At 68.2% G+C, this 25,302-nt stretch carries 25 protein-coding genes and 1 tRNA gene; 16 read left to right on the plus strand and 10 right to left on the minus strand.

Going from position 1 to position 25,302, the window contains the following annotated elements:
• Positions 1-35 precede the first annotated feature (35 nt).
• Entirely contained in the window at positions 36-941 is a 906-nt protein-coding gene (gene yedA, locus AC1HIL_RS16510; RefSeq protein WP_057593646.1) for a drug/metabolite exporter YedA, read from the plus strand.
• Positions 942-954: 13 nt separating this feature from the next.
• Here the strand turns inward: yedA and AC1HIL_RS16515 are convergent, their stop codons facing one another.
• From AC1HIL_RS16515 to AC1HIL_RS16530, 4 genes are all read right to left on the minus strand, one after another.
• Positions 955-1,593, minus strand: a complete 639-nt coding sequence (locus AC1HIL_RS16515) for a LysE family translocator (RefSeq protein ID WP_479672216.1) — start codon at positions 1,591-1,593, stop codon at positions 955-957.
• Positions 1,590-2,222, minus strand: a complete 633-nt coding sequence (locus AC1HIL_RS16520; protein ID WP_479672217.1) for an RnfABCDGE type electron transport complex subunit B — start codon at positions 2,220-2,222, stop codon at positions 1,590-1,592. Before AC1HIL_RS16520 ends, AC1HIL_RS16515 begins: the two co-directional genes overlap by 4 nt.
• 16 nt (positions 2,223-2,238) lie before the next feature.
• Positions 2,239-3,693 carry a polyhydroxyalkanoate depolymerase gene (locus AC1HIL_RS16525; RefSeq protein ID WP_413763819.1) on the minus strand — a complete coding sequence of 485 codons (1,455 nt, stop codon included), beginning with the start codon at positions 3,691-3,693 and terminating at the stop codon, positions 2,239-2,241.
• A 166-nt stretch (positions 3,694-3,859) separates the two neighbouring features.
• Positions 3,860-5,056 carry an amino acid aminotransferase gene (locus AC1HIL_RS16530; protein ID WP_057593650.1) on the minus strand — a complete coding sequence of 399 codons (1,197 nt, stop codon included), beginning with the start codon at positions 5,054-5,056 and terminating at the stop codon, positions 3,860-3,862.
• 105 nt (positions 5,057-5,161) lie between these two features.
• Here AC1HIL_RS16530 and uvrB point away from each other — a divergent pair, with 105 nt between their 5' ends.
• The 14 genes from uvrB to AC1HIL_RS16600 all read left to right on the plus strand — a co-directional run bounded on the left by uvrB (position 5,162) and on the right by AC1HIL_RS16600 (position 16,472).
• Positions 5,162-7,282: an excinuclease ABC subunit UvrB gene (uvrB, locus tag AC1HIL_RS16535; protein WP_057593651.1), complete on the plus strand. Its 2,121-nt coding sequence runs from the start codon at positions 5,162-5,164 to the stop codon at positions 7,280-7,282.
• Between the two features lie 239 nt (positions 7,283-7,521).
• Positions 7,522-8,058 carry a Fe-S cluster assembly transcriptional regulator IscR gene (iscR, locus tag AC1HIL_RS16540; protein WP_056580055.1) on the plus strand — a complete coding sequence of 179 codons (537 nt, stop codon included), beginning with the start codon at positions 7,522-7,524 and terminating at the stop codon, positions 8,056-8,058.
• Positions 8,059-8,168: 110 nt separating this feature from the next.
• Complete coding sequence (locus AC1HIL_RS16545; protein ID WP_057593652.1) at positions 8,169-9,389, plus strand: IscS subfamily cysteine desulfurase; 1,221 nt, start codon at positions 8,169-8,171, stop codon at positions 9,387-9,389.
• Positions 9,390-9,430: 41 nt separating this feature from the next.
• Entirely contained in the window at positions 9,431-9,844 is a 414-nt protein-coding gene (gene iscU / locus AC1HIL_RS16550; RefSeq protein ID WP_057593653.1) for a Fe-S cluster assembly scaffold IscU, read from the plus strand.
• 1 nt (position 9,845) lies between these two features.
• Entirely contained in the window at positions 9,846-10,169 is a 324-nt protein-coding gene (iscA, locus tag AC1HIL_RS16555; protein ID WP_057593654.1) for an iron-sulfur cluster assembly protein IscA, read from the plus strand.
• 63 nt (positions 10,170-10,232) lie between these two features.
• Entirely contained in the window at positions 10,233-10,751 is a 519-nt protein-coding gene (hscB, locus tag AC1HIL_RS16560) for a Fe-S protein assembly co-chaperone HscB (RefSeq protein WP_057593655.1), read from the plus strand.
• 6 nt (positions 10,752-10,757) lie between these two features.
• Complete coding sequence (gene hscA, locus AC1HIL_RS16565; RefSeq protein WP_479672218.1) at positions 10,758-12,617, plus strand: Fe-S protein assembly chaperone HscA; 1,860 nt, start codon at positions 10,758-10,760, stop codon at positions 12,615-12,617.
• 38 nt (positions 12,618-12,655) lie between these two features.
• Positions 12,656-12,994, plus strand: coding sequence for an ISC system 2Fe-2S type ferredoxin (gene fdx, locus AC1HIL_RS16570; protein WP_057593657.1), 339 nt, complete (start codon positions 12,656-12,658; stop codon positions 12,992-12,994).
• Entirely contained in the window at positions 12,994-13,701 is a 708-nt protein-coding gene (gene dnaQ, locus AC1HIL_RS16575) for a DNA polymerase III subunit epsilon (RefSeq protein WP_057593658.1), read from the plus strand. The genes fdx and dnaQ overlap by 1 nt, the downstream gene beginning before the upstream one ends.
• Before the next feature lie 85 nt (positions 13,702-13,786).
• Positions 13,787-13,861 (plus strand) — tRNA-Val (locus AC1HIL_RS16580).
• Positions 13,862-14,022: 161 nt separating this feature from the next.
• Positions 14,023-14,151 carry a hypothetical protein gene (locus AC1HIL_RS16585; RefSeq protein WP_057593659.1) on the plus strand — a complete coding sequence of 43 codons (129 nt, stop codon included), beginning with the start codon at positions 14,023-14,025 and terminating at the stop codon, positions 14,149-14,151.
• 28 nt (positions 14,152-14,179) lie between these two features.
• Entirely contained in the window at positions 14,180-15,286 is a 1,107-nt protein-coding gene (locus tag AC1HIL_RS16590; RefSeq protein WP_479672219.1) for an NAD(P)/FAD-dependent oxidoreductase, read from the plus strand.
• Positions 15,287-15,434: 148 nt separating this feature from the next.
• The gene (locus AC1HIL_RS16595) at positions 15,435-15,731 is read left to right on the plus strand and encodes a glycine zipper domain-containing protein (RefSeq protein WP_057593661.1); all 297 of its coding nucleotides are present in this window, start codon (positions 15,435-15,437) and stop codon (positions 15,729-15,731) included.
• Positions 15,732-15,758: 27 nt separating this feature from the next.
• Positions 15,759-16,472 (plus strand): phage holin family protein, encoded by a 714-nt coding sequence (locus tag AC1HIL_RS16600; RefSeq protein WP_479672220.1) that lies wholly within the window; start codon positions 15,759-15,761, stop codon positions 16,470-16,472.
• A 45-nt stretch (positions 16,473-16,517) separates the two neighbouring features.
• On the opposite strand, the gene AC1HIL_RS16605 is transcribed toward AC1HIL_RS16600, so the two are convergent.
• Positions 16,518-17,606 carry a quinone-dependent dihydroorotate dehydrogenase gene (locus AC1HIL_RS16605; protein WP_057593663.1) on the minus strand — a complete coding sequence of 363 codons (1,089 nt, stop codon included), beginning with the start codon at positions 17,604-17,606 and terminating at the stop codon, positions 16,518-16,520.
• A 43-nt stretch (positions 17,607-17,649) separates the two neighbouring features.
• On the opposite strand from AC1HIL_RS16605, the gene rpiA reads away from it, so the two are divergent.
• Positions 17,650-18,366 (plus strand): ribose-5-phosphate isomerase RpiA, encoded by a 717-nt coding sequence (gene rpiA, locus AC1HIL_RS16610; RefSeq protein ID WP_413763813.1) that lies wholly within the window; start codon positions 17,650-17,652, stop codon positions 18,364-18,366.
• Here rpiA and AC1HIL_RS16615 read toward each other — a convergent pair whose 3' ends face one another.
• The 5 genes from AC1HIL_RS16615 to AC1HIL_RS16635 form a co-directional block, all read right to left on the minus strand.
• Positions 18,367-19,017: a glutaredoxin family protein gene (locus AC1HIL_RS16615; protein WP_261210935.1), complete on the minus strand. Its 651-nt coding sequence runs from the start codon at positions 19,015-19,017 to the stop codon at positions 18,367-18,369.
• A gap of 30 nt (positions 19,018-19,047) precedes the next feature.
• Positions 19,048-21,105 (minus strand): M3 family metallopeptidase, encoded by a 2,058-nt coding sequence (locus AC1HIL_RS16620; protein WP_057593674.1) that lies wholly within the window; start codon positions 21,103-21,105, stop codon positions 19,048-19,050.
• 5 nt (positions 21,106-21,110) lie between these two features.
• Positions 21,111-21,962, minus strand: a complete 852-nt coding sequence (gene folD / locus AC1HIL_RS16625) for a bifunctional methylenetetrahydrofolate dehydrogenase/methenyltetrahydrofolate cyclohydrolase FolD (protein ID WP_479672221.1) — start codon at positions 21,960-21,962, stop codon at positions 21,111-21,113.
• An 80-nt stretch (positions 21,963-22,042) separates the two neighbouring features.
• Positions 22,043-22,675: a response regulator transcription factor gene (locus tag AC1HIL_RS16630; protein WP_057593667.1), complete on the minus strand. Its 633-nt coding sequence runs from the start codon at positions 22,673-22,675 to the stop codon at positions 22,043-22,045.
• On the minus strand, positions 22,672-25,212 hold the full coding sequence (locus tag AC1HIL_RS16635) for a PAS domain-containing sensor histidine kinase (RefSeq protein ID WP_057593668.1): 2,541 nt from the start codon (positions 25,210-25,212) through the stop codon (positions 22,672-22,674). Before AC1HIL_RS16635 ends, AC1HIL_RS16630 begins: the two co-directional genes overlap by 4 nt.
• Between the last annotated feature and the right edge of the window lie 90 nt (positions 25,213-25,302).

The following is a 25,302-nucleotide window of genomic DNA, read 5'->3' on the forward strand; positions in this document are numbered from 1 at the left end:
AGCGGCTCAGGCCCACAACAACAGACACCCTCGACATGCTCTCGCTCGCCACTTCCACGCCGTCCGCGCGCGGCGGACTGCCGCCGATCATCTGGCTCTGCCTCGCCGCCACCTGGCTGGTCTGGGGCTCGACCTACCTCGCGATCAAGTACGCGCTGATCAGCTTCCCGCCCTTCCTGCAGATGGGTTCGCGCTTCCTGTTCGCGGGCCTGCTGCTCGCGGCCTGGATGCGCTGGCGCGGCGCGCCCTGGCCGAACCGGCTCCAGTGGCGCAACGCGCTGGTGGTCGGCACGCTGATGCTCGGCGGCGGCATGGGCGGCACCGCGCATGCCGAGGTCTCGGTGGGCTCGGGCCTGGTGGTGGCCTTCATCGCGGTGGTGCCGCTGATCATCGCGCTGCTCAACCTGATCTGGGGCATCGTGCCGACGAAGCTCGAGGCGATCGGCATCGCGCTGGGCCTGGTGGGCGTGCTGATGCTGACCCAGGGCAGCGGCTTCCAGGCCTCGCCGGCCGGGCTGGCCGCCATCAGCATCGCCTGCGTCTGCTGGTCGGCCGGCAGCGTGCTGAGCCAGCGCGCGCTGCCGCTCGCGCCGGGTGCGATGGGCTTCGCGAGCGAGATGATCTGCGGCGGAGTGGTGTTGCTGGTGCTGGCTGCGGTCTCGGGCGAGAGCCTCGCGTGGCCGCCCGCGCCGCAGGCCACGGCGGCCTGGTTCTACCTGGTGGTGTTCGGTTCGCTGATCGCCTTCAACGCCTACATGCTGCTGCTGGCGCGCGCGCCGGCCGCGCTGGCCGCCAGCTACACCTTCGTCAATCCGGTGATCGCGATGCTGCTGGGCGTGTGGATCGCGGGCGAGACGGTCACGCGCTTCGAGTGGTACGCGGTGACGGTGATCCTGGCGGGCGTGCTGATGCTGCTGCTCAAGCGCTCGGCCAGGAACTGAGCGGGCCCGTGGCTCAGGCGCCCGGGCGGCGCCACACCGCGAGCGTGGCCGCCAGCAGCCACATGCCCACGGCGCAGCCGCGGTTCAGCGCCTTGAGGCCGCGCTTCGAAAGCCAGCGCACGGCCTGCGTGCCGGCGCCGGCATAGGCCAGCATCACGCAGGTGTCGAGCAACACGAAGATGCCGCCCAGCAGCAGGTACTGCGGGCCCTGCGGCCGAGCGATGTCGACGAACTGCGGCAGGAAGGCCGCGAAGAACAGCAGCGACTTGGGGTTCGACAGCGCCACCGCGAGGCTGCGCAGCAGCGCGATGCGGCCATGCAGCCGGCTCTCGGGCGAGGACTTCGCGAGCGCGGCGCCGAGGTCGGTGGCGTCGCTGCGCCAGAGCTTGACGCCGAGCCACACGAGGTAGGCCACGCCGGCCACGCGGATCGCGTTGAACAGCCATTCCGAGGCCGCCAGCAGCGAGCCCAGGCCGAGCGCGACCACCGCGATCACGATGCTGCTGCCGAGCGAGGCGCCGACGATGCCCCAGCTCGCGCGGCGCATGCCGCCGTCGATGCCGTTCGACAGCGCGAGCAGCATGGTCGGGCCCGGGATCACGGCGAGCGCGAGGGAGGCGAGCACGAAGACGAGCAGGGTGTCGAGGTTCATGGCTTGGGCGTGGAAGGACGTTGGGCGGCGGCACGGGCGCGCGCGAGCGCGGCCTCGACCACCGAGCGCTTGCGGGCCTCGGCGCTGGGCGCCGCGACCTCGGCTTCGGGGCGCTTCTTGCCCTGGCGTGCGTCGGTGGGCCGGTGCTGTCCGTGCAGGGCATAGCGCGCGCGGGCATGGGCCGCCTGCGCGGGCGACCAGGCCTGCCAGCCGGTGCGGCCCGGCGTGGCGTCCTCGAGCGAGATGCAGTCGACCGGGCAGACCGGGATGCAGAGTTCGCAGCCCGTGCAGTGCGCGTCGATCACGGTGTGCATGCGCTTGTTGATGCCGAGGATGGCGTCGGTCGGGCAGGCATCGAGGCACAGCGTGCAGCCGATGCACCAGGCCTCGTCGATCACCGCCAGCCTGCGCGGGCCCTCGGTGCCGAAGGCCGGATCGAGCGCCTGCACGGGGCGGCCGGTGAGCCGCGCGAGCCGCTCGACGCCCTCGGCGCCGCCCGGCGGGCACTGGTTGATCTCGGCCTCGGCGCTGGCCACGGCCTGCGCATAGCCCTCGCAGTCCGGATAGCCGCAACGGGTGCACTGCGTCTGGGGCAGTGCGTCGTGGATGCGTGCGGCGAGTCCGTTCACGGGAGGGAAGGGGCGCTCAGCGCGCCGCGGCGGCTTTGCGCGCCACGGTCTTCTTCGGGGCGGGCGCGCGCTTCGCAGCGGCCGGTGCCGCCTTCTTGGCGGCCACGGCCTTCTTCGCGGGCGCCTTGGCGGTGGTGGTGGCGAGCTTGCGGCCGGGCTTGACCTGGTCCTCGGCCGGCAGGCTCTCGCGTTCACCGGCGCGGCGTTGCGGCTGGTCGTTGGCAGCGATGAACTTCTGCATCTTGGGATAGACCAGTTCGCGCCAGCGGCGGCCGCTGAAGATGCCGTAGTGGCCCGCGCCCTTGACCTCGTAGTGCTCGCGCTTCGCATCGGCGATGCCCGTGCACAGCTCGTGCGCGGCCTCGGTCTGGCCCGAGCCCGAGATGTCGTCGAGCTCGCCCTCGACCGTGAGCAGCGCGGTGGCGCGGATGTCCTGCGGCCGCACGCGCTCGACCTCGCCGGTCGGGCTCTTCACGTCCCAGGTGCCGTTGACTAGGTCGAATTCCTGGAACACGGTGCGGATCGTCTCGAGGTAGTAATCGGCGTCCATGTCGAGCACGGCGTTGTACTCGTCGTAGAACTTGCGGTGCGCCTCGGCGCTCGCGTCGTCGCCCTTGATCAGGTCCTTGAAGTAGTCGTAGTGGCTGCTCGCGTGGCGGTCGGGGTTCATCGCGACGAAGCCCGTGTGCTGCAGGAAGCCCGGGTAGACGCGCCGGCCCGCGCCCGGGAAGCCCTGGGGCACGCGGTAGATCACGTTGTTCTCGAACCACTCGAAGCTCTTGTTCATCGCGAGGTTGTTGACCGCCGTGGGCGACTTGCGGGCGTCGATCGGGCCGCCCATCATCGTCATGGTGAGCGGCAGCGCCTCGCCGCGGCTGGCCATCAGCGACACCGCGGCCAGCACCGGCACCGTGGGCTGGCACACGCTGACCACGTGGCAGTTGCCGTACTCGGCCTGCAGGCGGCGGATGAACTCCTGCACGTAGTTGATGTAGTCGTCGAGGTGGAACTCGCCGTCCGACAGTGGCACCAGGCGCGCGTTCTTCCAGTCGGTGATGTAGACCTTGTGGTCCTGCAAAAGGGTGCGCACGGTGTCGCGCAGCAGGGTGGCGTAGTGGCCCGACAGCGGCGCCACCACCAGCACCACGGGCTGGCTCTTGAGCGTCTTGAGGATGTGCGGCTCGTCGGTGAAGCGCTTGAAGCGCCGCAGCTGGCAAAACGGCTTTTCCAGCTCGATCACTTCCTGGATCACGACGTCGTCGCCGTCGACCTTGACCGACTTGATGTTGAACTCGGGCTTCTCGTAGTCCTTGCCGAGGCGGTAGAGCAGGTCGTAGCTCGCCGCCATGCGCTGCGCTCCGGGCAGCTGGCTCCAGACGGCACCGGGGCTGTAGAGCTTGGAGGCGGCCTGGGCGAAGTCCGCGAACGGTTCCATGAGGGAACGCTGGGCTTCGTAGAGTTGGTAGAGCATCGCTGTGTCGAGTTGGAATGTTGCGGTGCAATATATCAGCGCATTTCGACACGCGCAGGGGGCCTAACCCTAGGCCCGGGAAGGCCCTCGGAGATGGCCGCGGGCTTGCGTGAACAAGTTGTGTCGCGGAGGTGACTCGAGCGAGTCACCCCCGCGACGCGGACCGTCAGACGACCTTGGCGATCGACGCGCAGACGTGGTCGATGTTCTTGCTGTTGAGCGCGGCCACGCACATGCGGCCGGTGTCGGTGCCGTAGACGCCGAACTCGTTGCGCAGGCGCACCATCTGGTCCTTGGTCAGGCCCGAGTAGCTGAACATGCCGATCTGGGTGGTGATGAAGCTCATGTCTTCCTTCACGCCGGCGGCCTTGAGGCCGTCGACCAGCTTCTGGCGCATGGCCTTGATGCGCACGCGCATCTCGCCCAGTTCCTTCTCCCACAGGGCGCGCAGCTCGGGGTTGCCGAGCACCGCGGCCACCACGGCGCCGCCGTGCGTGGGCGGGTTGCTGTAGTTGGTGCGGATGGCGATCTTCAGCTGCGACAGCACGCGCGCGGCTTCTTCCTTGTTCTCGCACAGCACCGAGAGGGCGCCCACGCGCTCGCCGTAGAGGCTGAAGCTCTTGGAGAACGAGGTCGAGACGAAGAAGGTCAGGCCGGCCGCGACGAACTTGGCGACGGCCGCGCCGTCTTCCTGCAGGCCGTAGCCGAAGCCCTGGTAGGCCATGTCGAGGAAGGGCACCAGGCCCTTGGCCTTGACGGCGGCGACGACCTGGTCCCACTGCGCGGGCGTGATGTCGTAGCCGGTGGGGTTGTGGCAGCAGGCGTGCAGCACGACCACGGTGCCGGCCGGGGCGGCATTGAGCGCGGCCAGCATGCCGTCGAAGTCGATGCCGCGCTTGGCGGCGTCGTAGTAGGGGTAGCTTTCGACCTCGAAACCGGCGTTGGTGAACAGCGCGCGGTGGTTTTCCCAGCTCGGGTCGCTGATCAGCACCTTGGCGGCGGGGTTGAGCTTCTTGAGGAAGTCGGCGCCGACCTTGAGGCCGCCGGTGCCGCCGATGGCCTGGATCGTGGCCACGCGGCCCGAGGTCACGGGCTCGCTGTCGGCGCCGAAGACCAGCACCTTGACGGCGTTGTCGTACGCGGCGATGCCGTCGATGGGCAGATAACCACGCGCCGTGGGCGCTTTCATCATGTTCTGCTCGGCCGCCTGCACGCACTGCAGCAGGGGCAGCTTGCCGTTGTCGTCGTAGTAGACGCCGACGCCGAGATTGACCTTGTTGGGGTTGGTGTCGGCGGCAAATTGCTCGTTGAGGCCGAGGATCGGATCGCGCGGTGCCATCTCGACCGCGGTGAACATAGACATGGAAAGGTCCTTTGGGATGAAAGCTTCGCTGGCAACCGCTTGAGGCTTTAAGCTTTGCGGTTGCCTTGAATTTTACCGGCGCCACGCCACCTGACGGGTACAGCCATGCCAGAGACCAACGAAGCCATAGCAGACTCGAACAACGCCGACCCCGTGGGGCCCGCTCCCAAGGGCGAATTCATCAGCTTTCCGGGCTCGCCTTTCGAGCTCTATCAGCCCTATCCGCCGGCGGGCGACCAGCCGAACGCCATCGAGAAGCTGGTCGAGGGCGTGGGCGACGGCGAGGTGTTCCAGACCCTGCTGGGCGTGACCGGCTCGGGCAAGACCTTCACCATGGCCAACGTCATCGCCCGCACCGGGCGCCCGGCCATCGTGTTCGCGCCCAACAAGACCCTGGCGGCACAGCTCTACAGCGAATTCCGCGAGTTCTTCCCGAAGAACGCCGTCGAGTACTTCGTCAGCTACTACGACTACTACCAGCCCGAGGCCTACGTGCCGCAGCGCGACCTGTTCATCGAGAAGGACTCCTCGATCAACGAGCACATCGAGCAGATGCGGCTGTCGGCCACCAAGAGCGTGCTGGAGCGGCGCGACACCGTGATCGTGGCCACCGTGAGCGCGATCTACGGCATCGGCACGCCCGAGGACTACATGGAGATGCGGCTGATCGCGCGCGTGGGCGACAAGGTCGGCCAGCGCGACCTGATCGCCCAGCTGATCCGCATGCAGTACACGCGCAACGAGCAGGACTTCGCGCGCGGCACCTTCCGCGTGCGCGGCGACACCATCGACGTGTTTCCGGCCGAGCACAGCGAACTCGCGATCCGCTTCGAGCTGTTCGACGACGAGATCGAGTCGCTGCAGCTGTTCGACCCGCTGACCGGGCGCATCCGCCAGAAGGTGCCGCGCTTCACGGTCTACCCCTCGAGCCACTACGTGACGCCGCGCGACAAGGTGCTGGCGGCCGTGGAGACCATCAAGATCGAGCTCGACGGGCGGTTGAAAGAACTGGTGGCCGCGGGCAAGCTGGTGGAGGCCCAGCGCCTCGAGCAGCGCACCCGCTTCGACCTCGAGATGCTGGCCGAGATCGGCCACTGCAAGGGCATCGAGAACTACACGCGCCACCTCTCGGGCGCGGCGCCCGGCGACCCGCCGCCCACGCTGACCGACTACCTGCCGAAGGACGCGCTGATGTTCCTCGACGAGAGCCACCAGATGATCGGCCAGCTCGGCGGCATGTACAACGGCGACCGGGCGCGCAAGACCACGCTGGTGGAGTACGGCTTCCGGCTGCCGAGCGCGCTCGACAACCGGCCGCTGAAGCTCGAGGAATTCGAGAAGCGCATGCGCCAGTGCATCTTCGTGTCGGCCACGCCGGCCGACTACGAGAAGCAGCACACCGGGCAGGTGGTCGAGCAGCTGGTGCGGCCCACGGGCCTGATCGATCCCGAGGTGGAGGTGCGGCCGGCCACGCACCAGGTCGACGACGTGCTGCAGGAGATCCACGTGCGCGTCGAGAAGAACGAGCGCGTGCTGATCACCACCCTGACCAAGCGCATGGCCGAGCAGCTCACCGACTACCTGGGCGACAACGGCGTGAAGGTGCGCTACCTGCACAGCGACGTCGACACGGTCGAGCGGGTGGAGATCCTGCGCGACCTGCGCCTGGGCACCTTCGACGTGCTGGTGGGCATCAACCTGCTGCGCGAGGGACTGGACATTCCCGAGGTCTCGCTGGTGGCGATCCTCGATGCCGACAAGGAAGGCTTCCTGCGCGCCGAGCGTTCGCTGATCCAGACCATCGGCCGGGCGGCGCGCAACCTGAACGGCAAGGCCATCCTGTACGCCGACCGGATGACCGATTCGATGAAGCGCGCCATCGGCGAGACCGAACGCCGGCGCGCGCGCCAGATCGCCCACAACGAGGCCCACGGCATCACCCCGCGCAGCATCGTGAAGCAGGTGCGCGACCTGATCGATGGCGTCTACAGCGAGAAGACCGGCAAGGAGATGGCCAAGCTGGACCTCGAGCGCGCCAAGGTCGAGGACATGAGCGAGAAGGACATCGCACGCGAGATCAAGCGGCTCGAGAAGCAGATGCTCGAGCACGCGCGCAACCTCGAGTTCGAGAAGGCGGCGCGGGTGCGCGACCAGCTGGCGCTGCTGCGCGAGCAGGCCTTCGGGGCCGCGGGCGGCGACAACATCGCGATAGCGCCGGCCAAGTAGGCCGAAGGTTTTCGGTAGCGGCGCCCCCGATCGCCCGGAATCGGGTTTACCCGAGCAAAATCCGGGGCCTTCTGATATACTTGAGCGAAACACTCAACAAAAAAGAAACTTCGCGATGAAGGACCGACTCACAACCACTGGCTCACCAGTGTCAAGAGTCGGGCAGGGCGGAGACGAGATCACCGTGGCTCCCGGGCAACGGTGTCATTTCAACGGTAAGCGCTAAAAAGGAGCTTGCGATGCGTCTCACTACCAAAGGCCGTTTTGCGGTCACAGCCATGATCGATCTGGCTCTGCGTCAGAACACCGGTCCGGTCACGCTGGCCGCGATCAGCCAGCGGCAGCAGATTTCGCTGTCGTACCTCGAGCAACTCTTCGGCAAGCTGCGCCGTCACGAACTCGTCGAGTCCACCCGGGGTCCGGGCGGTGGCTACAGCCTGGGCCGCAAGGCCGCCGACATCACCGTGGCCGACATCATCGTGTCGGTCGACGAGCCGATCGACGCCACCCAGTGCGGCGGCAAGGAAAACTGCCTCGGCGAACAAGGCCGCTGCATGACCCACGAACTCTGGGCCTCGCTGAACCAGCGCATGGTCGAGTTTCTCGATTCGGTCACCCTGCAGAAGCTGGTCGACGACCAGATCGCCAAGGGCGTGCAGATCGAGAACAAGCCGGTCGTCAAGCGCGCCATCTCCGCGCAGCCGGTGGTCAAGCCGATCCGCGTCAATGCACCGAATTCGGTGTTTGCCCTCGGCAACGTCTTCGCCAAGTCCTGAGGACCGCGACGCAGACGCTTCGAGACGAGACCGACGCGGCGCCCACGCCGGGCGCCGCCAGCGAACGAACAGCGACCAAGAACAACCCCCCACGCCAGCACGAGCCAGCCATGGACGTAACTCCTCATTTCCCGATCTATCTCGATTACGGCGCGACCACGCCGGTCGACCCGCGCGTGGTCGACGCCATGATTCCCTGGTTGCGCGAGCACTTCGGCAACCCGGCGTCGCGCAGCCACGCCTGGGGCTGGGAAGCGGAAGAAGCGGTCGAGAAGGCGCGCGGCTACGTGGCCGAGCTGATCGGCGCCGACCCGCGCGAGATCGTCTGGACCTCGGGCGCCACCGAATCGAACAACCTCGCGCTCAAGGGCGCGGCACAGTTCTACAAGGGCAAGGGCAAGCACCTGATCACGGTGAAGACCGAGCACAAGGCCGTGCTCGACACCATGCGCGAACTCGAGCGCCAGGGTTTCGAGGTCACCTACCTCGACGTGCAGGAAGACGGTCTGCTCGACCTCGAGAAGTTCAAGGCCGCGATCCGCCCCGACACCATCCTCGCGAGCGTGATGTTCGTGAACAACGAGATCGGCGTGGTGCAGGACGTGGTGGCGCTGGGCAACATCTGCCGCGAGAAGGGCGTGATCTTCCACGTCGACGCCGCGCAGGCCACCGGCAAGGTCGAGATCGACATCGCGAAGCTGCCGATCGACCTGATGAGCCTGGCGTCGCACAAGACCTACGGTCCCAAGGGCATCGGCGCGCTGTACGTGCGCCGCAAGCCGCGCGTGCGGCTCGAGGCCCAGATGCACGGTGGCGGCCACGAGCGCGGCATGCGTTCGGGCACGCTGCCCACGCACCAGATCGTGGGCATGGGCGAGGCCTTCCGCATCGCCAAGGCCGAGATGAAGGAAGACATCGCCAAGGCCGCGCGGCTGCAGAAGCGCCTGCTCGACGGCCTGAAGGACGTGGAACAGGTCTTCATCAACGGCGACCTCGAGCACCGCGTGCCGCACAACCTGAACATGAGCTTCAACTACGTCGAGGGCGAGTCGCTGATCATGGGCATCAAGGGCCTGGCGGTGTCGTCGGGTTCGGCCTGCACCTCGGCCAGCCTCGAGCCCAGCTACGTGTTGCGCGCCCTGGGCCGCAGCGACGAACTGGCCCACAGCAGCCTGCGCATGACCATCGGCCGCTTCACGACCGAGGAAGAGATCGACTACGCCATCTCGACCATCAAGCACAACGTGGCCAAGCTGCGCGAATTGAGCCCCCTGTGGGAAATGTTCCAGGACGGCGTCGACATCAGCACGATCCAGTGGTCGGCGCACTGAGCCCGAAGCTCCACGATTGAACAAAGTTTGAGAGGTACACCATGGCATATTCTTCCAAGGTCATCGACCACTACGAAAACCCGCGCAACGTCGGCTCCTTCGAAAAGGGCGACGACTCGGTCGGCACCGGCATGGTCGGCGCGCCGGCCTGCGGCGACGTGATGAAGCTGCAGATCAAGGTTAACCCCGAAACCGGCGTGATCGAAGACGCGCGCTTCAAGACCTATGGTTGCGGCTCGGCGATCGCTTCGTCGTCGCTCGTGACCGAATGGGTCAAGGGCAAGACGCTCGACGAAGCCGCCGCGCTCAAGAACGCGCAGATCGCCGAGGAACTGGCGCTGCCGCCGGTGAAGATCCACTGCTCGATCCTCGCCGAGGACGCGATCAAGGCGGCCGTGAGCGACTACAAGGCCAAGCACGGCGCGAAGAGCGCCGAAGCCGCGGCAGCGCACTGAGATGGCCGTCACGCTGACAGAAGCCGCCGCGCGCCATGTGAATCGCTACCTCGGCAAGCGAGGCAAGGGCGTGGGCGTGCGGCTGGGCGTGAAGACCACCGGTTGCTCGGGCCTGGCCTACAAGCTCGAGTACGTGGACGAACTGACGCCCGAGGACGTGGTGTTCGAGGACCACGGCGTGAAGGTGCTGGTGGATCCGAAGAGCCTGGCCTACATCGACGGCACGCAGCTGGACTTCGTGCGCGAGGGCCTCAACGAAGGCTTCAAGTTCAACAACCCGAACGAGCGCGACCGCTGCGGTTGCGGGGAAAGCTTCCGCATCTGATGCGCAGTCGCTGACCGCGACAACAGCCGCCACCATGTCATGTGCTGGCGGTTTTTTCTTGCCATGAACCTGAACGACACCGACTTCGAGCTGTTCGCCGTCCCCGCGACTTTCGCGCAGGACCGCGCGGCGCTGGACGCGCGCTGGAAGGAACTGCAGCGCGAAGCCCATCCCGATCGCTTTGCGGCGCAGGGCGCGGCCGCGCAGCGCGTGGCCATGCAATGGTCGGTGCGCATCAACGAGGCCTACCAGCGGCTCAAGGACCCGGTGCGGCGCGCGAGCTACCTCTGCGAGCTGCACGGTGCCCCGGTCAATGCCGAGAACAACACGGCGATGCCGCCCGACTTCCTCATGCAGCAAATGGAATGGCGCGAGGCGCTCGACGAGGTCGAGGACATCGCCGCGCTCGAGCGCCTGCAGGCCGAGGTCGACGCGGGCCGCGCCCGCGCGCTCTCGTCGCTCGACTGGCTGATCGACGAGAAGGGCGACTACCCCGCCGCCGCGCAGCAGGTGAGAGCCCTCATGTTCATTGAGCGCTTCGGCCACGACGTCGAAGCCAAATCGGATCAGTTGGGACAATAAGGCCCTATGGCTCTTCTTCAGATTTCCGAACCCGGCCAGGCCCCCGATCCGCACCAGCGCCGCATCGCCGTCGGCATCGACCTCGGCACCACGCATTCGCTGGTGGCCTCGGTGCGCAACGGCGTCGCCGAATGCCTGCCCGACGACCAGGGCCGCGTGCTGCTGCCCTCGGTGGTGCGCTACCTCGACAAGGAGCGCCGCCAGATCGGCTTCGACGCGGTCGCCGCGCGCGCGCAGGACCCCTCGAACACCATCACCTCGGTCAAGCGGCTCATGGGCCGCGGGCTGGCCGACGTGACCCACCGCGAAGCGATGTCCTATGCCATCGGCGGTGGCGATGGCGGCATGGTGCAGGTGCACACCGCGGCGGGCGACAAGTCGCCGGTCGAGATCAGCGCCGAGATCCTCGCGACGCTGCGCTACCGCGCCGAGGACACCTTCGACGACGAGCTCTACGGCGCGGTCATCACCGTGCCCGCCTACTTCGACGAGGGCCAGCGCCAGGCCACGAAGGACGCGGCGCAGCTGGCCGGCCTCAACGTGCTGCGGCTGATCAGCGAGCCCACCGCGGCCGCCATCGCCTACGGCCTCGACAATGCGAGCGAGGGCGTCTATGCGGTCTACGACCTCGGCGGCGGCACCTTCGACATTTCTATCCTGCGGCTCACGCAGGGCGTGTTCGAGGTCATCGCGACCGGCGGCGACTCGGCGCTCGGCGGCGACGACTACGACCATGCGCTGGCCGATTTCGTGCTGGCGCAAAGCGGTGTCCAGACCGCGAGCGAGACCGACAAGGCCGCCGTGCTCGTGGCGGCGCGTGCCGCCAAGGAAGCGCTGACCGATGCCGACACCGTGACCTTCGCCGCCGACGTGGGCGGCCAGCCGCTTCGCTTCGCGCTGCAGCGCGCGCAGTTCGACGCGGCCACCAAGGCGCTCACCGACCGCACCCTGGCCGCCGTGCGCAAGGCGCTGCGCGATGCCAAACTCAAGGCCGACGACCTGCAGGGCATCGTGCTGGTGGGCGGGTCGACGCGCATGCCGCAGGTTCGCGAGGCGGTTGCCGAGTTCTTCGGCCGCGAGCCGCTGGTCAATCTCAACCCCGACGAGGTCGTCGCGCTCGGCGCCGCGATCCAGGCGAACCAGCTGGCCGGCAACAACGGCGCGGGCGAACTGCTGCTGCTCGACGTGATTCCGCTGTCGCTGGGCCTCGAGACCATGGGCGGGCTGGTCGAGCGCATCGTGCCGCGCAACCAGACCATCCCGACCGCGATGGCGCAGGACTTCACCACCTACCAGGACGGCCAGACCGCGCTGGCGTTGCACGTGGTGCAGGGCGAGCGCGACCTGGTGGCCGATTGCCGCAGCCTCGCGCGCTTCACCTTGCGCGGCATCCCGCCGATGGCCGCGGGCGCCGCGCGCATCCGCGTGACCTTCACGGTCGATGCCGACGGCCTGCTGAGCGTGAGCGCCAAGGAACAGGCCAGCGGCGTGGAAGCCAGCGTCACCGTCAAGCCTTCCTATGGGCTGTCGGACGACCAGATCGCGACCATGCTGCAGGAGAGTTTCTCGACGGCACAGCAGGACATGCAGGCGCGCGCGCTGGTCGAGGCCCGCGTCGATGCCGAGCGCATGCTGCTCGCGACGAAGAGCGCGCTCGATGCCGACGACGACCTGCTCGGCGCACAGGAGCGCACGGCCATCGATGCATCGATGAGCGCGCTGCGCCTGAGTGCCCAGGGCAACGACGCGGCCGCGATAGAGGCCGCCACCAAGGCGCTGGCCGAGATCACCGAGCCCTTCGCCGCGCAGCGCATGAATGCCGGCATCGCCCGCGCGCTCTCGGGGCGCAAGGTCGAATCCCTCTAAGACAAGAACACCGCAAAGAACGACAACGCAGGCGCTGCATGCCCACGATCAAGATCTATCCGCATCCCGAATACTGCCCGCAAGGCGCCGAGATCACCGCGCCCGCGGGCACCTCGATCTGCGAGGCCCTGCTCGACAACGACATCAACATCGAGCACGCCTGCGAGATGAGTTGCGCCTGCACCACCTGCCACGTGATCGTGCGCGCGGGCGGCGGCTCGCTCAACGAGGCGGAGGAGGGCGAGGAAGACCTGCTCGACCGCGCCTGGGGCCTGGAGCCGCAGTCGCGCCTGAGTTGCCAGGCGATCCTGGCGCAGGAGAATGTGACGATCGAGATTCCGAAGTACTCGATCAACCACGCGAAGGAAAACCACTGATGAGCCGCCTGATCGTTCTCGATACGGAAACCACCGGGCTGTCGGCCGAGAACGGCGACCGCGTCATCGAGCTGGGCTGCGTGGAGCTGTTCAACCGCAAGCTCACCGGCAACGACCTGCACATCTACTTCAACCCCGAGCGCGAGAGCCACGAGGATGCGCTCAAGGTGCACGGCCTGACGACCGACTTCCTGCGCGACAAGCCGAAGTTCGCCACGCTGGCCAACGACATCGTCGAGTACCTGCGCGGCGCCGAGCTGATCATCCACAACGCGGCCTTCGACGTGGGCTTCCTCAACAAGGAGTTCGAGCGTGCCGGCCTGCCGCCGCTCAAGACCTTCGTGAGCGAGGTGACCGACACGCTGGCCATGGCCAAGCAGGTGTACCCGGGCAAGCGCAACTCGCTCGACGCGCTGTGCGACCGCTTCGGCGTCGACCGTTCGAACCGGACCTTCCACGGCGCCAAGCTCGACGCCCAGCTGCTGGCCGACGTCTACATCAACCTCACGCGCGGCCAGGACGCGCTGCTGATCGACGTGGCCACCACCGAGCCCGAGGTGGGCACCACGGTGATCGCCATCGACCTCAGCCGCATCGAGCTGCCGGTGCTGGTGGCGACCGAGCATGAACTCGCCGAGCACGACGCCGTGTTGTCCCAACTCGACAAATCGAGCAACGGTCGCACACTCTTTCGCCAAAACGCTTGAAAAGCTGTGGCATAATCTAAGGCTTCGCAGAACGCGATTCATCCAGGCGCTGAAGCCCATCGAAGAGATCGGGCAGAGGTGTCAGGGGCGGTTAGCTCAGGGGTAGAGCACAGCATTCACACTGCTGGGGTCGGAGGTTCGAAACCTCCACCGCCCACCAATTTCCCGGTTCCATTTTTTCTTCTCCGTCGGAGCTTTGGCCCGACGGCATCGCCGTTTGCGTGTCGGTGCGCGCCGACGTCAGGTGCCGTCGCGTGCTGCTGGCTGTGCGGGGCTTTGCGCCTAGAACCGAGGCACGACTTCAACCCAGGAGAAAAGATCATGGCGACCGCACCCGATCTTCCGACGCCGATCACGCCCACGCCGGGCCTGCCCGTGGAGCCCGACGAGGGGCCAGGCACGGCGCCCGACGAGCCCACCGATCCCGAGCCGCCGCCGACCGCAACTTGAGCCGCGCGGCGCGCGCTAAGCTCGCCGCATGGACGATCTCGATTGCGCCGTCATCGGCGGTGGTGTGGTGGGTTTGGCCGTGGCGCGCGCACTCGCGCTGGCGGGCCGCGAAGTGATGGTGCTCGAGGCCGAAGGCGCCATCGGTACCGGCACGAGTTCGCGCAACAGCGAAGTCATTCATGCGGGGATCTACTACCCGCAAGCTTCGTTGAAGGCGAGGCTCTGTGTCGAAGGCAAGCAATTGCTCTATGCGTATGCCGAGGCGCGCGGCGTGCCGCACCGGCGCTGCGGCAAGCTGATCGTCGCGACCTCGACCGAACAGGTGGCGCAGCTCGAGGCGATCCGGCTCAAGGCCGCGGCCAACGGCGTCGACGACCTCGAAACGATCTCGGCGGCGCAGGCCGTCGCGCTCGAACCGCAACTGCGCTGCATGGCCGCGCTGGTCTCGCCGAGCACCGGCATCGTCGACAGCCATGCGCTGATGCTGAGCCTGCTCGGCGATCTCGAGAACGCGGGCGGCATGCTGGCGTTGAAGTCGGCCGTGAAGCGCGCGGACCTGGAGGAGGGCGGCATCGTGCTGACCGCGCAAGACGGCACGCGGCTGCGCTGCCGCAGCGTGGTCAACGCGGCCGGCCTGGGTGCGCCCGATCTGGCGCGCCACTTCGGAGGACTCGCCACCGAGACCGTTCCCACCGCCTATTTCGCGAAGGGCAACTACTTCACCCTGTCGGGCCGCGCGCCCTTCGGCCGGCTGGTCTATCCGGTGCCCGAGCCCGGCGGTCTTGGCGTGCACCTGACGATCGACCTCGGCGGGCAGGCCAAGTTCGGACCCGATGTGCAATGGGTGAGCTCGCCCGACGACCTGGTGGTGGACCCGGCGCGCGGCGACGCCTTCTATGCCGAGGTGCGCAAGTACTGGCCCGCGCTGCCCGATGGCGCGCTGATCCCGGGCTACGCGGGCATGCGACCGAAGATCTCGGGACCCGGCGATCCCGCGGCCGACTTCCGCATCGACGGACCGCGCGCGCATGGCGTGCGAGGCCTCGTCAACCTGTTCGGCATCGAGTCGCCGGGGCTCACGAGCAGCCTCGCGATCGGCCGACACGTGGCGGACCTGCTCGCGGCCGAGGACTGAATTCCGCGCCGATCGCGAACGATCTCTTGCAGAACTCTTTGTGGATGCAGTCCTGTGCGGGCGATGTAGCCTGTAACATGACAGCACGCCATTTGTAGGCGTGAAGCCGCCGGCGCGGTGCCGGTGTCATCACGGAGGAAGGTTTCCAATGAGTGCATCCAAGAATCTCGAGGCGGCAGCCGAGGACATCGCGAGCGACGTGCGTGGCGTGCTCGCCAGCAAGGACCTGGATTCGGTTCCCCACATCAAGGCGCTGCGCCAGCGCATCGACACCAAGCTCGCGATCGCCCGCGAACTCGCCGCCGAGAAGAGCCGCCTCGCCGCCAAGAAGGCCCGCGAAGCCGCCTCGGCCACCAACGCATATGCCCACGACGAACCCTGGCAGATCGCCGCTGGCGCGCTGGCCGTCGGTGTGCTGGTGGGCCTGCTGCTTGGTCGCCGCTGATCGAACCATGACAGCGGAGGGCCGCCGATGAGGTTGCTCTCTCTTCTCGGACTGGACCGGCGCCTGCGCCGGCTGCGCATTGCCGCGGCCGAGGGCGCGATGGCCGCCGAGGACCGTGTGCAGCTGCTGCGCATGGCCTGGGAGGAGGAGAAGCAGCGGCTCAAGCTGGTGCTGGTCCTCGCGATCGTGCTGCTGGGCCTGACGACGATCGCCGTCGCGCTGCTGTCCGTGGCCGTCGTGGTCCATTTCTGGGACACGCCGCAGCGCACCACCGCCGCCTGGTCGGTGGCCGCGCTCTGGATCGTGCTGTGGCTCGCGGCCGCCTGGGGCCTGTGGACCCAGCTGCGCGGTGCCTCGAACAGCTTCACGCCGACCCGCGAGGAACTGGCGCGCGACTGGACCTGGGTACAGGAGCGCTTCGGACTGGGCGACGAGCCCGGCGAAGAGGACGAGCCGGCGCCACGCCGTCCGGCCACGCGCGAGGAACTGATCGAGCGCATCGAGCGCCAGCGCCTGCGCATCGCGACCTTGCAGGGTGGCGGTACCGCCGCCGCGCAGGGCGAGGAGCGGGCGGCCCCCCCGCCGCCCGACGAAACCCCGACCGCCACGGCGCTGCGCATCGCGCGCGAGCATCCGGTGGCCACGGGCGTCGCCGTGGCTGCGGCGCTGGTGGTGGTGCGCCCGAAGCGCCTGCTGCGCTGGGCGACCTTCGTCGCGCCGATCCTCTGGCGCATGCGCTGACGAAACGGCCGGCGGGTCGCACCCGCCCGCCTTCCGATTGAAAACTCAGGCGCTGCCGCGGTCCCGCTGCAGCGCCTGTGCCGTTTCATGGACCAGCGCCGGGCCGCGGTAGATCAGGCCGGTGTAGATCTGCACCACGTCCGCGCCGGCCGCGATCTTGGCCCTGGCATCGGCCGCGCCGAGGATGCCGCCCACGCCGACGATCGGGAAGTCCTTGCCCAGTGCGGCGCGCAACTGGGCGATCACGCGGTTGCTCGATTCGCGCACCGGCGCACCCGACAGGCCGCCGGCTTCCTTCGCATGCGGCAGCCCCTCGACCGCGTCGCGCGCCAGCGTGGTGTTGGTGGCGATCACGCCATCCATGCCGTGGCGGCGCAGCGTGGCGGCGATCACCGCCACCTGCGCCTCGTCGAGGTCGGGCGCGATCTTCACGAACAGCGGCACGCGGCGCGGTGCGCCGCCGATGGGCTGGCGCGCCAGCGTCTCGCGCCGCTCGGCCACGGCGCCGAGCAGCGCGTCGAGCGCCTCGTCGCTCTGCAGGCTGCGCAGGTTGGCGGTGTTGGGGCTCGAGATGTTGATCGTCACGTAGTCGGCATGCGGGTACACGCCGTCGAGGCAGGCGATGTAGTCGTCCATCGCGCGCTCGATCGGCGTGGCGGCGTTCTTGCCGATGTTCAGGCCCAGCAGCATCGGGGCCTTCGCGCGGGCCGCGTTGCGGCGGAAACGTGCCTTCTGCACGTTGGCCAGGAAGGCGTCGAGTCCGTCGTTGTTGAAGCCGAGCCGGTTGATCAGCGCCTGGCGTTCGGGCAGGCGGAAGATGCGCGGGCGCGGATTGCCGGGCTGGCCCTTGGGCGTGACGGTGCCGACCTCGACGAAGCCGAAGCCCATGGTGGCGAAGGCGTCGATGCAGCGTGCGTTCTTGTCGAGGCCGGCGGCGAGGCCGACGCGGTTCGGGAACCGCAGGCCGGCCAGGGTGACGGGATCGTCGACGCGCGGCGCCGAGTAGGCGCAGGCCAGCGGCGTGTTCTGCGTGCGCGCGAGCCCGTCGAGCGTCAGTTCATGGGCGTGCTCCGGGTCGAAACCGAACAGGAAGGGGCGGGCCAGGCCGTAGAGCGAGGAGGGCAGCAGGGACATCGTCGGATAATTCGGGGCTTCAATGAGCCCAGGATTCTCCGCGATGACCGCACCCCTTCCTTCTTCTTCCGCCGCAGCCGCCCCCATCTCCCAGGACGAACTCAAGGCCCAGGTGGGCCGCGCCGCCCTGGCCTACGTGGTGAAGGGCGAGATCGTGGGCGTGGGCACCGGCTCGACGGTCAACAAGTTCATCGACGCGCTGGCGACGATCAAGGACCAGATCCGTGGCGCCGTCTCAAGCTCGATCGCCTCCACCGAGCGCCTGCGGGCACTGGGCATCCAGGTGTTCGACAGCAACGAGGTCGAGGAGCTGGGCGTCTACATCGACGGCGCCGACGAGATCGACGCGCGGGGTTTCATGGTGAAGGGCGGCGGTGCCGCGCTCACGCGCGAGAAGATCATCGCGGCCCAGTCGCGCCGCTTCGTCTGCATCGCCGATGCCTCGAAGCTGGTCGACACGCTCGGTGCCTTTCCGCTGCCGGTCGAGGTGATCCCGATGGCGGCGCGCCGCGTGATGCGGCAGTTCGCGGCGCTGGGCGGCCAGGCCCAGGTGCGAGAGAAGGACGGCCTGCCGCTGGTGACCGACAACGGCCAGCACATCGTCGACGTGACGGGCCTGAAGATCGCCGATCCGCTGGCCTTCGAATCCGAGGTGAGCCAGTGGCCCGGCGTAGTCACCGTCGGCGTGTTCGCGCACCAGAAGGCGCATGTGTGCCTGCTCGGCACGCCCGAGGGCGTGCGCACGCTGGACTTCGCCTGATCAGAACTTGATGCCGGCCGGGTTCTCCGGCGTCGGCCCGCTCGGCGGTGCCGCGGGCAGCGGCTGCTCCTCGGGCGCCGCGCGCGGGGCGGCGGGTGCGGGCGCCGGTGCGCGCGTGAGCTGGGCGACCATCGGCTGCGCCGGCGGATTGCGGTAGCCGCTGGGCAGGCCGTTGCTCCTGGGATAGCCGGCCGCGTCGAGGTATTGCGCCCACTGCGTGTCGGAAAAGCCGGGCAGTTGCTGCGTGCCGATGGTCAGCAGCGGCAGCGAGGTCTGGCCGCTGAGCTTCTGCAGCGCTTCCACCTCCTGGTTGCTGTTCACCGTGCGTTCCTGGAACGGGATGCCGCGCGTCGTGAGCAGCGTGCGCGCCATCGCGCAGGGCGCGCATTCGTCGCCGCTGTAGAGCGTCACCGGATAGCGCTGCGCGATCTGGCGCAGCTCGTAGGGCAGGCCCGCGTTGGCGCCCGTGGCGGGCGCCGGCTGCGCATTGGCGGCGGGTTCGGTGCTGGCGGTGGGCGCGCGGTCCGAGAAGGTGACCCGGCCGTTCTTGTCGACCTGCCGGTAGACCGGTTGCGCCACCGCGCCCGCGGCGGCGAGCAGGAGGACGAAACCGGTCAGGCGACTTGGTGAGAATTTGTAAATCGGGCGCATGGCCCGAGTATCTCAAGCTTCAGCGCCGCATCAAGCCGGCTGCGGCTCGGCCATGCCCTGGTGTCGCAGCAGCGCATCAAGCTGGGGTTCGCGGCCGCGGAAGGCCTTGAACGACTCCATCGCGCTGCGGCTGCCGCCGGCCTCGAGGATGGCCTGGCGGTACTTGCGGCCGGTCTCGATGCTCGGTTCGCCGTTGGCGCCCACGGTTTCCTCGAAGGCCGCGTAGGCATCGGCGCTCAGCACCTCGGCCCACTTGTAGCTGTAGTAGCCGGCCGCATAGCCGCCCGAGAAGATGTGGCTGAAGGTGTTCGGCGTGCGGCTGAAGGGCGGCGAGGGCATCACGGCCACCTCGGCGCGCACTTGGGCCAGCAGCGCGAGCACGTCGCCGGGCTTCGCGGCCGCGGCGTGGTACTCGGTGTGCAGCAGCATGTCGAACAGCGAGAACTCGATCTGGCGCAGCGTCTGCAGGCCGCTCTGGAAGTTCTTGGCCGCGGTCATCTTGTCGAACAGCGCGCGCGGCAGCGGCGCGCCGGTGTCGACGTGGGCCGTCATGTGGCTCAGCACATCCCATTCCCAGCAGAAGTTCTCCATGAACTGGCTCGGCAGCTCGACCGCGTCCCATTCGACGCCGCTGATGCCCGAGACGTCGCGCTCGTTCACCTGCGTGAGCATGTGGTGCAGTCCGTGGCCGAACTCGTGGAACAGGGTGGTCACGTCGTCGTGCGTGAGCAGCGGCGGCTTGCCGCCCACGCCCTCGGCGAAATTGCAGACCAGTTGCGCGACCGGGGTCTGCAGCCGGCCGTCGTCGGGCCGCAGCCAGCGCGCGCGCACGTCGTCCATCCAGGCGCCGCCGCGCTTGGCGGCACGCGCGGAGGGGTCGAGGTAGAACTGGCCGACCTTCTGGCCGGCACGCTCGATGCGATAGAACTCGACGCTCGGATGCCAGGTCGGCGCGCTGTCGCGGCGGATCGAGACCTCGAACAGCGTCTCGACGATCTTGAACAGGCCCGCCATCACCTTGGGCGCCGGGAAGTACTGCTTGACCTCCTGTTCGCTGAAGGCGTAGCGCGCTTCCTTGAGCTTCTCGCCGACGTAGCTCCAGTCCCAGGGCTGCGGATCGGCCAGGCCCAGTTGCGTGGACGCGAAGGCGCGCAGGTCGGCGAGGTCGCGCTCGCCGTAGGGGCGGGCCTTGGCCGCGAGGTCGCGCAGGAACTTCACCACCTGCTCGGGCGACTCGGCCATCTTCGGCACCACCGAGAGCTCGCCGAAGTTGCGGTAGCCCAGCAGCTTCGCCTCTTCCTCGCGCAGCGCGAGGATCTCGCCGATCAGCGCCGTGTTGTCGAAGGCCGGGTCGCCGAGTTCGCTGGCACGCGTGACGTAGGCACGGTAGAGCGTCTCGCGCAGCGCGCTGCTCCTGGCGAACTGCATCACTGGCAGGTAGCAGGGCATCTTGAGCGTGAGCTTGTAGCCGTCCTTGGCCTCGGCTTCGGCCGCGGCGCGCGCGGCATTGACCACGTCTTCCGGCACGCCCTCGAGTTCGCCGAACTGTGCGTAGTAGGCGAAGGCATCGGTCGCGTCGAGCGCGTTCTCGCTGAACTTCTGGCTCAGCTCGGCCTGGCGTTCCTGGATCTCGGCGAAGCGCTGCTTGGCCTCGCCCTGCAGTTCCGCGCCGCCGAGCACGAAGTTGCGCACCGCGTTGCGATGCGCCTGGCGCTGCTCGGCATCGAGCGTGGCGACGTCGATCGCCTTGTACTTCGCGTACAGGCGCTCGTCGGAGCCCAGGCGGGTCCAGAACGCGGTCACGCGCGGCATCGCCTCGTTGTAGGCGGCGCGCAGCTCGGGCGTGTCGGCCACGGCGTTGAGATGGCCGACCGCGCTCCAGGCGCGGCTGAAGCGTTCCGAGGCCACGTCGAGCACCTTGGAGATCGCGCTCCAACTGGCGGGGAAGTCGGGGGCCGTCACCGTCTGCAGCGCGGTCTCGGCATCGGCGAGCAGCACGTCGACCGCGGGGGCGACGTGTTCGGGCCGGATACGGTCGAACAGCGGGAGGTCGGTGAAGTCGAGGAGGGGGTTGTTCGAGGTGGCCATGGTGTTCACTTGGCGGCGCGTTCGGCCGCTTCAAGGGTGTTGGCGAGCAGCATGGCGCGCGTCATCGGGCCGACGCCGCCGGGCACCGGGGTGATCCAGCCGGCGACTTCCTTCACGCCGTCGAAGTCGACGTCGCCCGCGAGCTTGCCGTCGGCCTTGCGGTTCATGCCGACGTCGATGACCACCGCGCCGGGCTTGACCATGTCGGCCGTGAGGAGGTTCAGCTTGCCCACGGCCGCAACGATCACGTCGGCCTGGCGCGTGATGGCGCCCAGGTCCTGCGTGGCGCTGTGGCAGATGGTCACGGTGGCGCTCTTGGCCAGCAGCATCATGGCCATCGGCTTGCCGACGATGTTGCTGCGGCCGATCACCACCGCATGCTTGCCGCGCAGGTCGTAGCCGATGGATTCGAGCATCTTCATGCAGCCGAAGGGCGTGCAGGGCCAGAAGCCCGGCGCGCCGGTCATCAGTGCGCCGGCGCTGGCGACGTGGAAGCCGTCGACGTCCTTCGCGGGCGAGATGGTCTCGATGACCTTCTGACTGTCCATGTGCTTGGGCAGCGGCAGCTGCACCAGGATGCCGTGCACCGCCGGGTCGTCGTTGAGCACGCGGATGCGCGCGAGCAGGTCGGCCTCGCTCAGGTCGGCCGGGTAGGTCTCGAGCGTGGCCGAGAGACCGGTCTGCGTGCTGTCGTTGACCTTGTGCTTGGTATAGACCTGGCTGGCCGGGTCCTCGCCCACGAGGATGATGGAAAGGGCCGGGTTCACGTCGCGGGCCTTGAGCGCCGCGGTGCGGCCGGCGACTTCGGCGCGGATGGTTTTGGCGAGGGCGTTGCCGTCGATCAGTTGGGCGGTCATCGGTTTCGATTTTCCAAGTAAAAACGCCCGCTTGCGCAGGCGTGGGGGTCATGCATCGCTATCGAACAGATAGCCGGCGTCTAGGCCTTGGCAGCGGGCGCCGCCTGCCCGAGCGCGATCTTCAGCAGATCGGCCACGGTGTTGGCGTTGAGCTTCTCCATGATGTTGGCGCGATGCGCCTCGACGGTCTTGATGCTGATGCCGAGGTCGTCGGCGATCTGCTTGTTGAGGCGGCCGGCGACGATGCGCTCGAGCACCTGCGCCTCGCGGCCCGTGAGCTTGGACAGCAGCGCGTCGCGGCTGGCCGACTGCTGGTGCTGCGTGAAGGCGCCGCGCGCGTGTTCGAGCATGCGCTCGACCAGCGCGACGAGTTCCTCGTCGTTGAAGGGCTTCTGGATGAAATCCATCGCGCCCTTCTTCATGCTGTCGACGGCCATCGGCACGTCGCCGTGGCCGGTGATCACCACGATCGGCAGCGGCGAGCGGCGCTCGATCAACCGGTCCTGCAACTCCAGGCCCGTCATGCCACCCATGCGGATGTCGACGATCAGGCAGGCCACCTCGCGGGGGTCGTAGCGGGAGAGGAAGGACTCGGCGGAATCGAAGCAGCGGACCCGGTAGTCCTTGCCTTCGAGCAGCCACTGGAGCGAATCGCGTACGGCTTCGTCGTCATCGACGACATACACAGTGCCCTTTTTCGGAATCAAACTCATGCAGGTACCTTTACCTCGTCACTTGCTAGGGAACTGATAGCGTCCAACACCGGAATCCAGAAGGAAAAACGGCATCCGATCACATCCGGGCCATTGTAGATGTTCTCCGCCTGCATCCGGCCGCGGTGCGACTCGACGATGGTGCGGCACAGGTTCAGGCCGATGCCCATGCCCTCGGGCTTGGTCGAGAAGAAGGCCTCGTAGAGCCGGTCCATGACCTCCGGCGCGAGGCCCTTGCCGGTGTCCTGCACCGAGAACTCGATCGCGTTGTGGCCCTCGATCACCTTCGGGAGCACGCGCAGCTCGACGCTGCGCCGCGCCAGCGGGCGCTCGGCGAGGTCGATCGATTCGGCCGCGTTCTTCAGCAGGTTGACCATCACCTGCTCGATCAGGATCGGGTCGACGCGCACCATCGGCAGCCGCGCCGCCACGTAGTGGTTGAGCCGCACGTTGCGCCGGCGCAGCTCGATGCCGGCCAGCTCGACCGCTTCGCTGACCATGGTCGCCACGTCGGCCGGCGTGCGGTTGGGTTCGCTGCGCTTCACGAAGGAGCGGATGCGCTGGATGATCTGGCCCGCGCGCTGGGCCTGCTTCGAGGTCTTCTCGAGCGCGGCCAGCAGCGCATCGTTGTCGATCGACTGGCTCTTGATGCGCGACATCATCCCGTTGCAGTAGTTGCTGATCGCGGTCAGAGGCTGGTTGAGCTCGTGCGCCACGCTCGAGGCCATCTCGCCCATGGTGATCAGCCGGCTCGCCGATTGCGCGCGGTCGGCCTGCGCGGCCGCCTGTTCCTCGGCATCGCGGCGCGGCGTGATGTCGGTGGCGATCACCAGCTGCGCCAGGCGGCCGTCGACCCAGGTCAGGTAGCGCGAGCGCACCTCGAGCCACTTGCCGAGCTCGGGCACGAAGATCTCGTTGTTGGCCGCCTGCGCGGCGGTCAGCGTGTCGATCGGCAGGCCGGCGTAGGGGTCGACGTCGTCCAGGCCCTCGTCGTGCGCGTTCGAGGCCGGCACGCCGGCCTGCGCCACCATGCCCAGGTGGCCGACGGTGTCGGAGCCGAACCACAGGCGGTAGAGCTTGTTGGCGAACAGCAGCTCCTCGCTGCCGATCGGCGCCACCGACACCGCGGCATCGAGCGCCTCGAGCACGGTGGTGAAGCGCTCGTACGAGGCCGACAGCTGCTCGCGGATGCGCGTGGGCTCGGTGATGTCGGTCATCGAGGTCATCCAGCCGGTCTGGTGGCCGCGCGCGTCGATCAGCGGCGAGACGTACAGCCGCGCGTCGAACACGCTGCCGTTCTTGCGCTTCACGCGCACCTGGAAGCCGCCGGGCAAGGCACGGCCGTGGAGCTCCTCCTCGAGCCGCTCGTTCATGATCTCGCGATCGGACTCGAGCCAGTAGGGGAAGGGCGGCGTCTGGCCGACCAGCTCCTCCTCGGCCCAGCCGGTCATGGCGCAGAAGGCGGCGTTGACGTAGGTGATGCGGCCCTGCAGGTCGAGCACCCGCATGCCGGTCAGCATCGAGTTCTCCATCGCGCGGCGGAAGTTGGTCTCGGCCACCAGCCGCTGCTGCGCCTGCAGCCTGCGGCGCGTGTGGCGCCAGGTGCCGATCAGCATCCAGCTGGTGAGCACGCTGAGCGCGCAGACCAGCCAGAACAGCCCGTTGCCGACCACGCCCTGCGAGGTGCGGTAGGCCTGGGCGCGCAGCACCAGCGCATTGCCCACGGGCGAGACCGGTACCTCGTATTCGTTGGTGCGCTCGCTCCAGGGCAGCAGGCGCGCGCCGGTCTCGCGCAGGTTGGCGGTGTTGCCCGCGATCACCTTGCCCTTGGCGTCGAGCAGCGACACCGCGTAGCGCGCCTGCACCTCGGAAGGCATGCCGTAGCGCAGCAGGCCATCGACCGAGAACTCGCCGAGCACCACGCCCGCGAACAGGCCCTGGTCGAACAGCGGGATGTGCAGCTGCAGCATGGCGGGCGGATCGCCGCCGGCCGCGGGCTGGGAGAACACCGGCTGGCGCAGCTCGCGCGCCAGCGCGTAGTTGCTCTCGATGTCGCCGGGGCGCAGCACGTCGCCGATCAGGTGCTGCTGCGCCGGATGCACGCTGGGCGCGGCATAGCCGGCCTTGAAGCGGCGGCGGTCGTCGATCCAGGTGATGGTCTGCAGCTCGGGGAACTGGCTCACCAGCGATTCGGCGCGGCTGGTGAACTCGATCGGGTCGATCTCGCGGTTGGAGGCATCGCGCGCGATGCGCATCAACTGCTCCTGGCGCTCCAGCAGCCGCAGCCGCATGCGCTGCTGGGCGTACTCGACGTCGCGGCGCACCGATTCCTGCTCGCGCTCGACCTCCTCGGTGCGCAGGTACCAGAAGGCGGTGACGATCGCCGCGAGGAACAGCAGCACGGCGGCCATCGGGGCCAGCATCGCGACGGCGTCCTGCAGCACCGGGGTCTGGCGGCGCCACCAGCGGCGCCACCACGACAGCGGCGAGGCGTTGACGGCACTGCGGGCCACGGCCAGCGGGGAGGAAAAAGGCATCGCGAGAGTTTATTAGGTGACGGAGTTTCCTAGGCGCGGGTTATCGACGGTGGCACTGGTCCCGGCGCGGTCTGCGGCCGCTCCGGATTC

The sequence above is a fragment of the Variovorax sp. ISS6 genome, assembly GCF_056523145.1.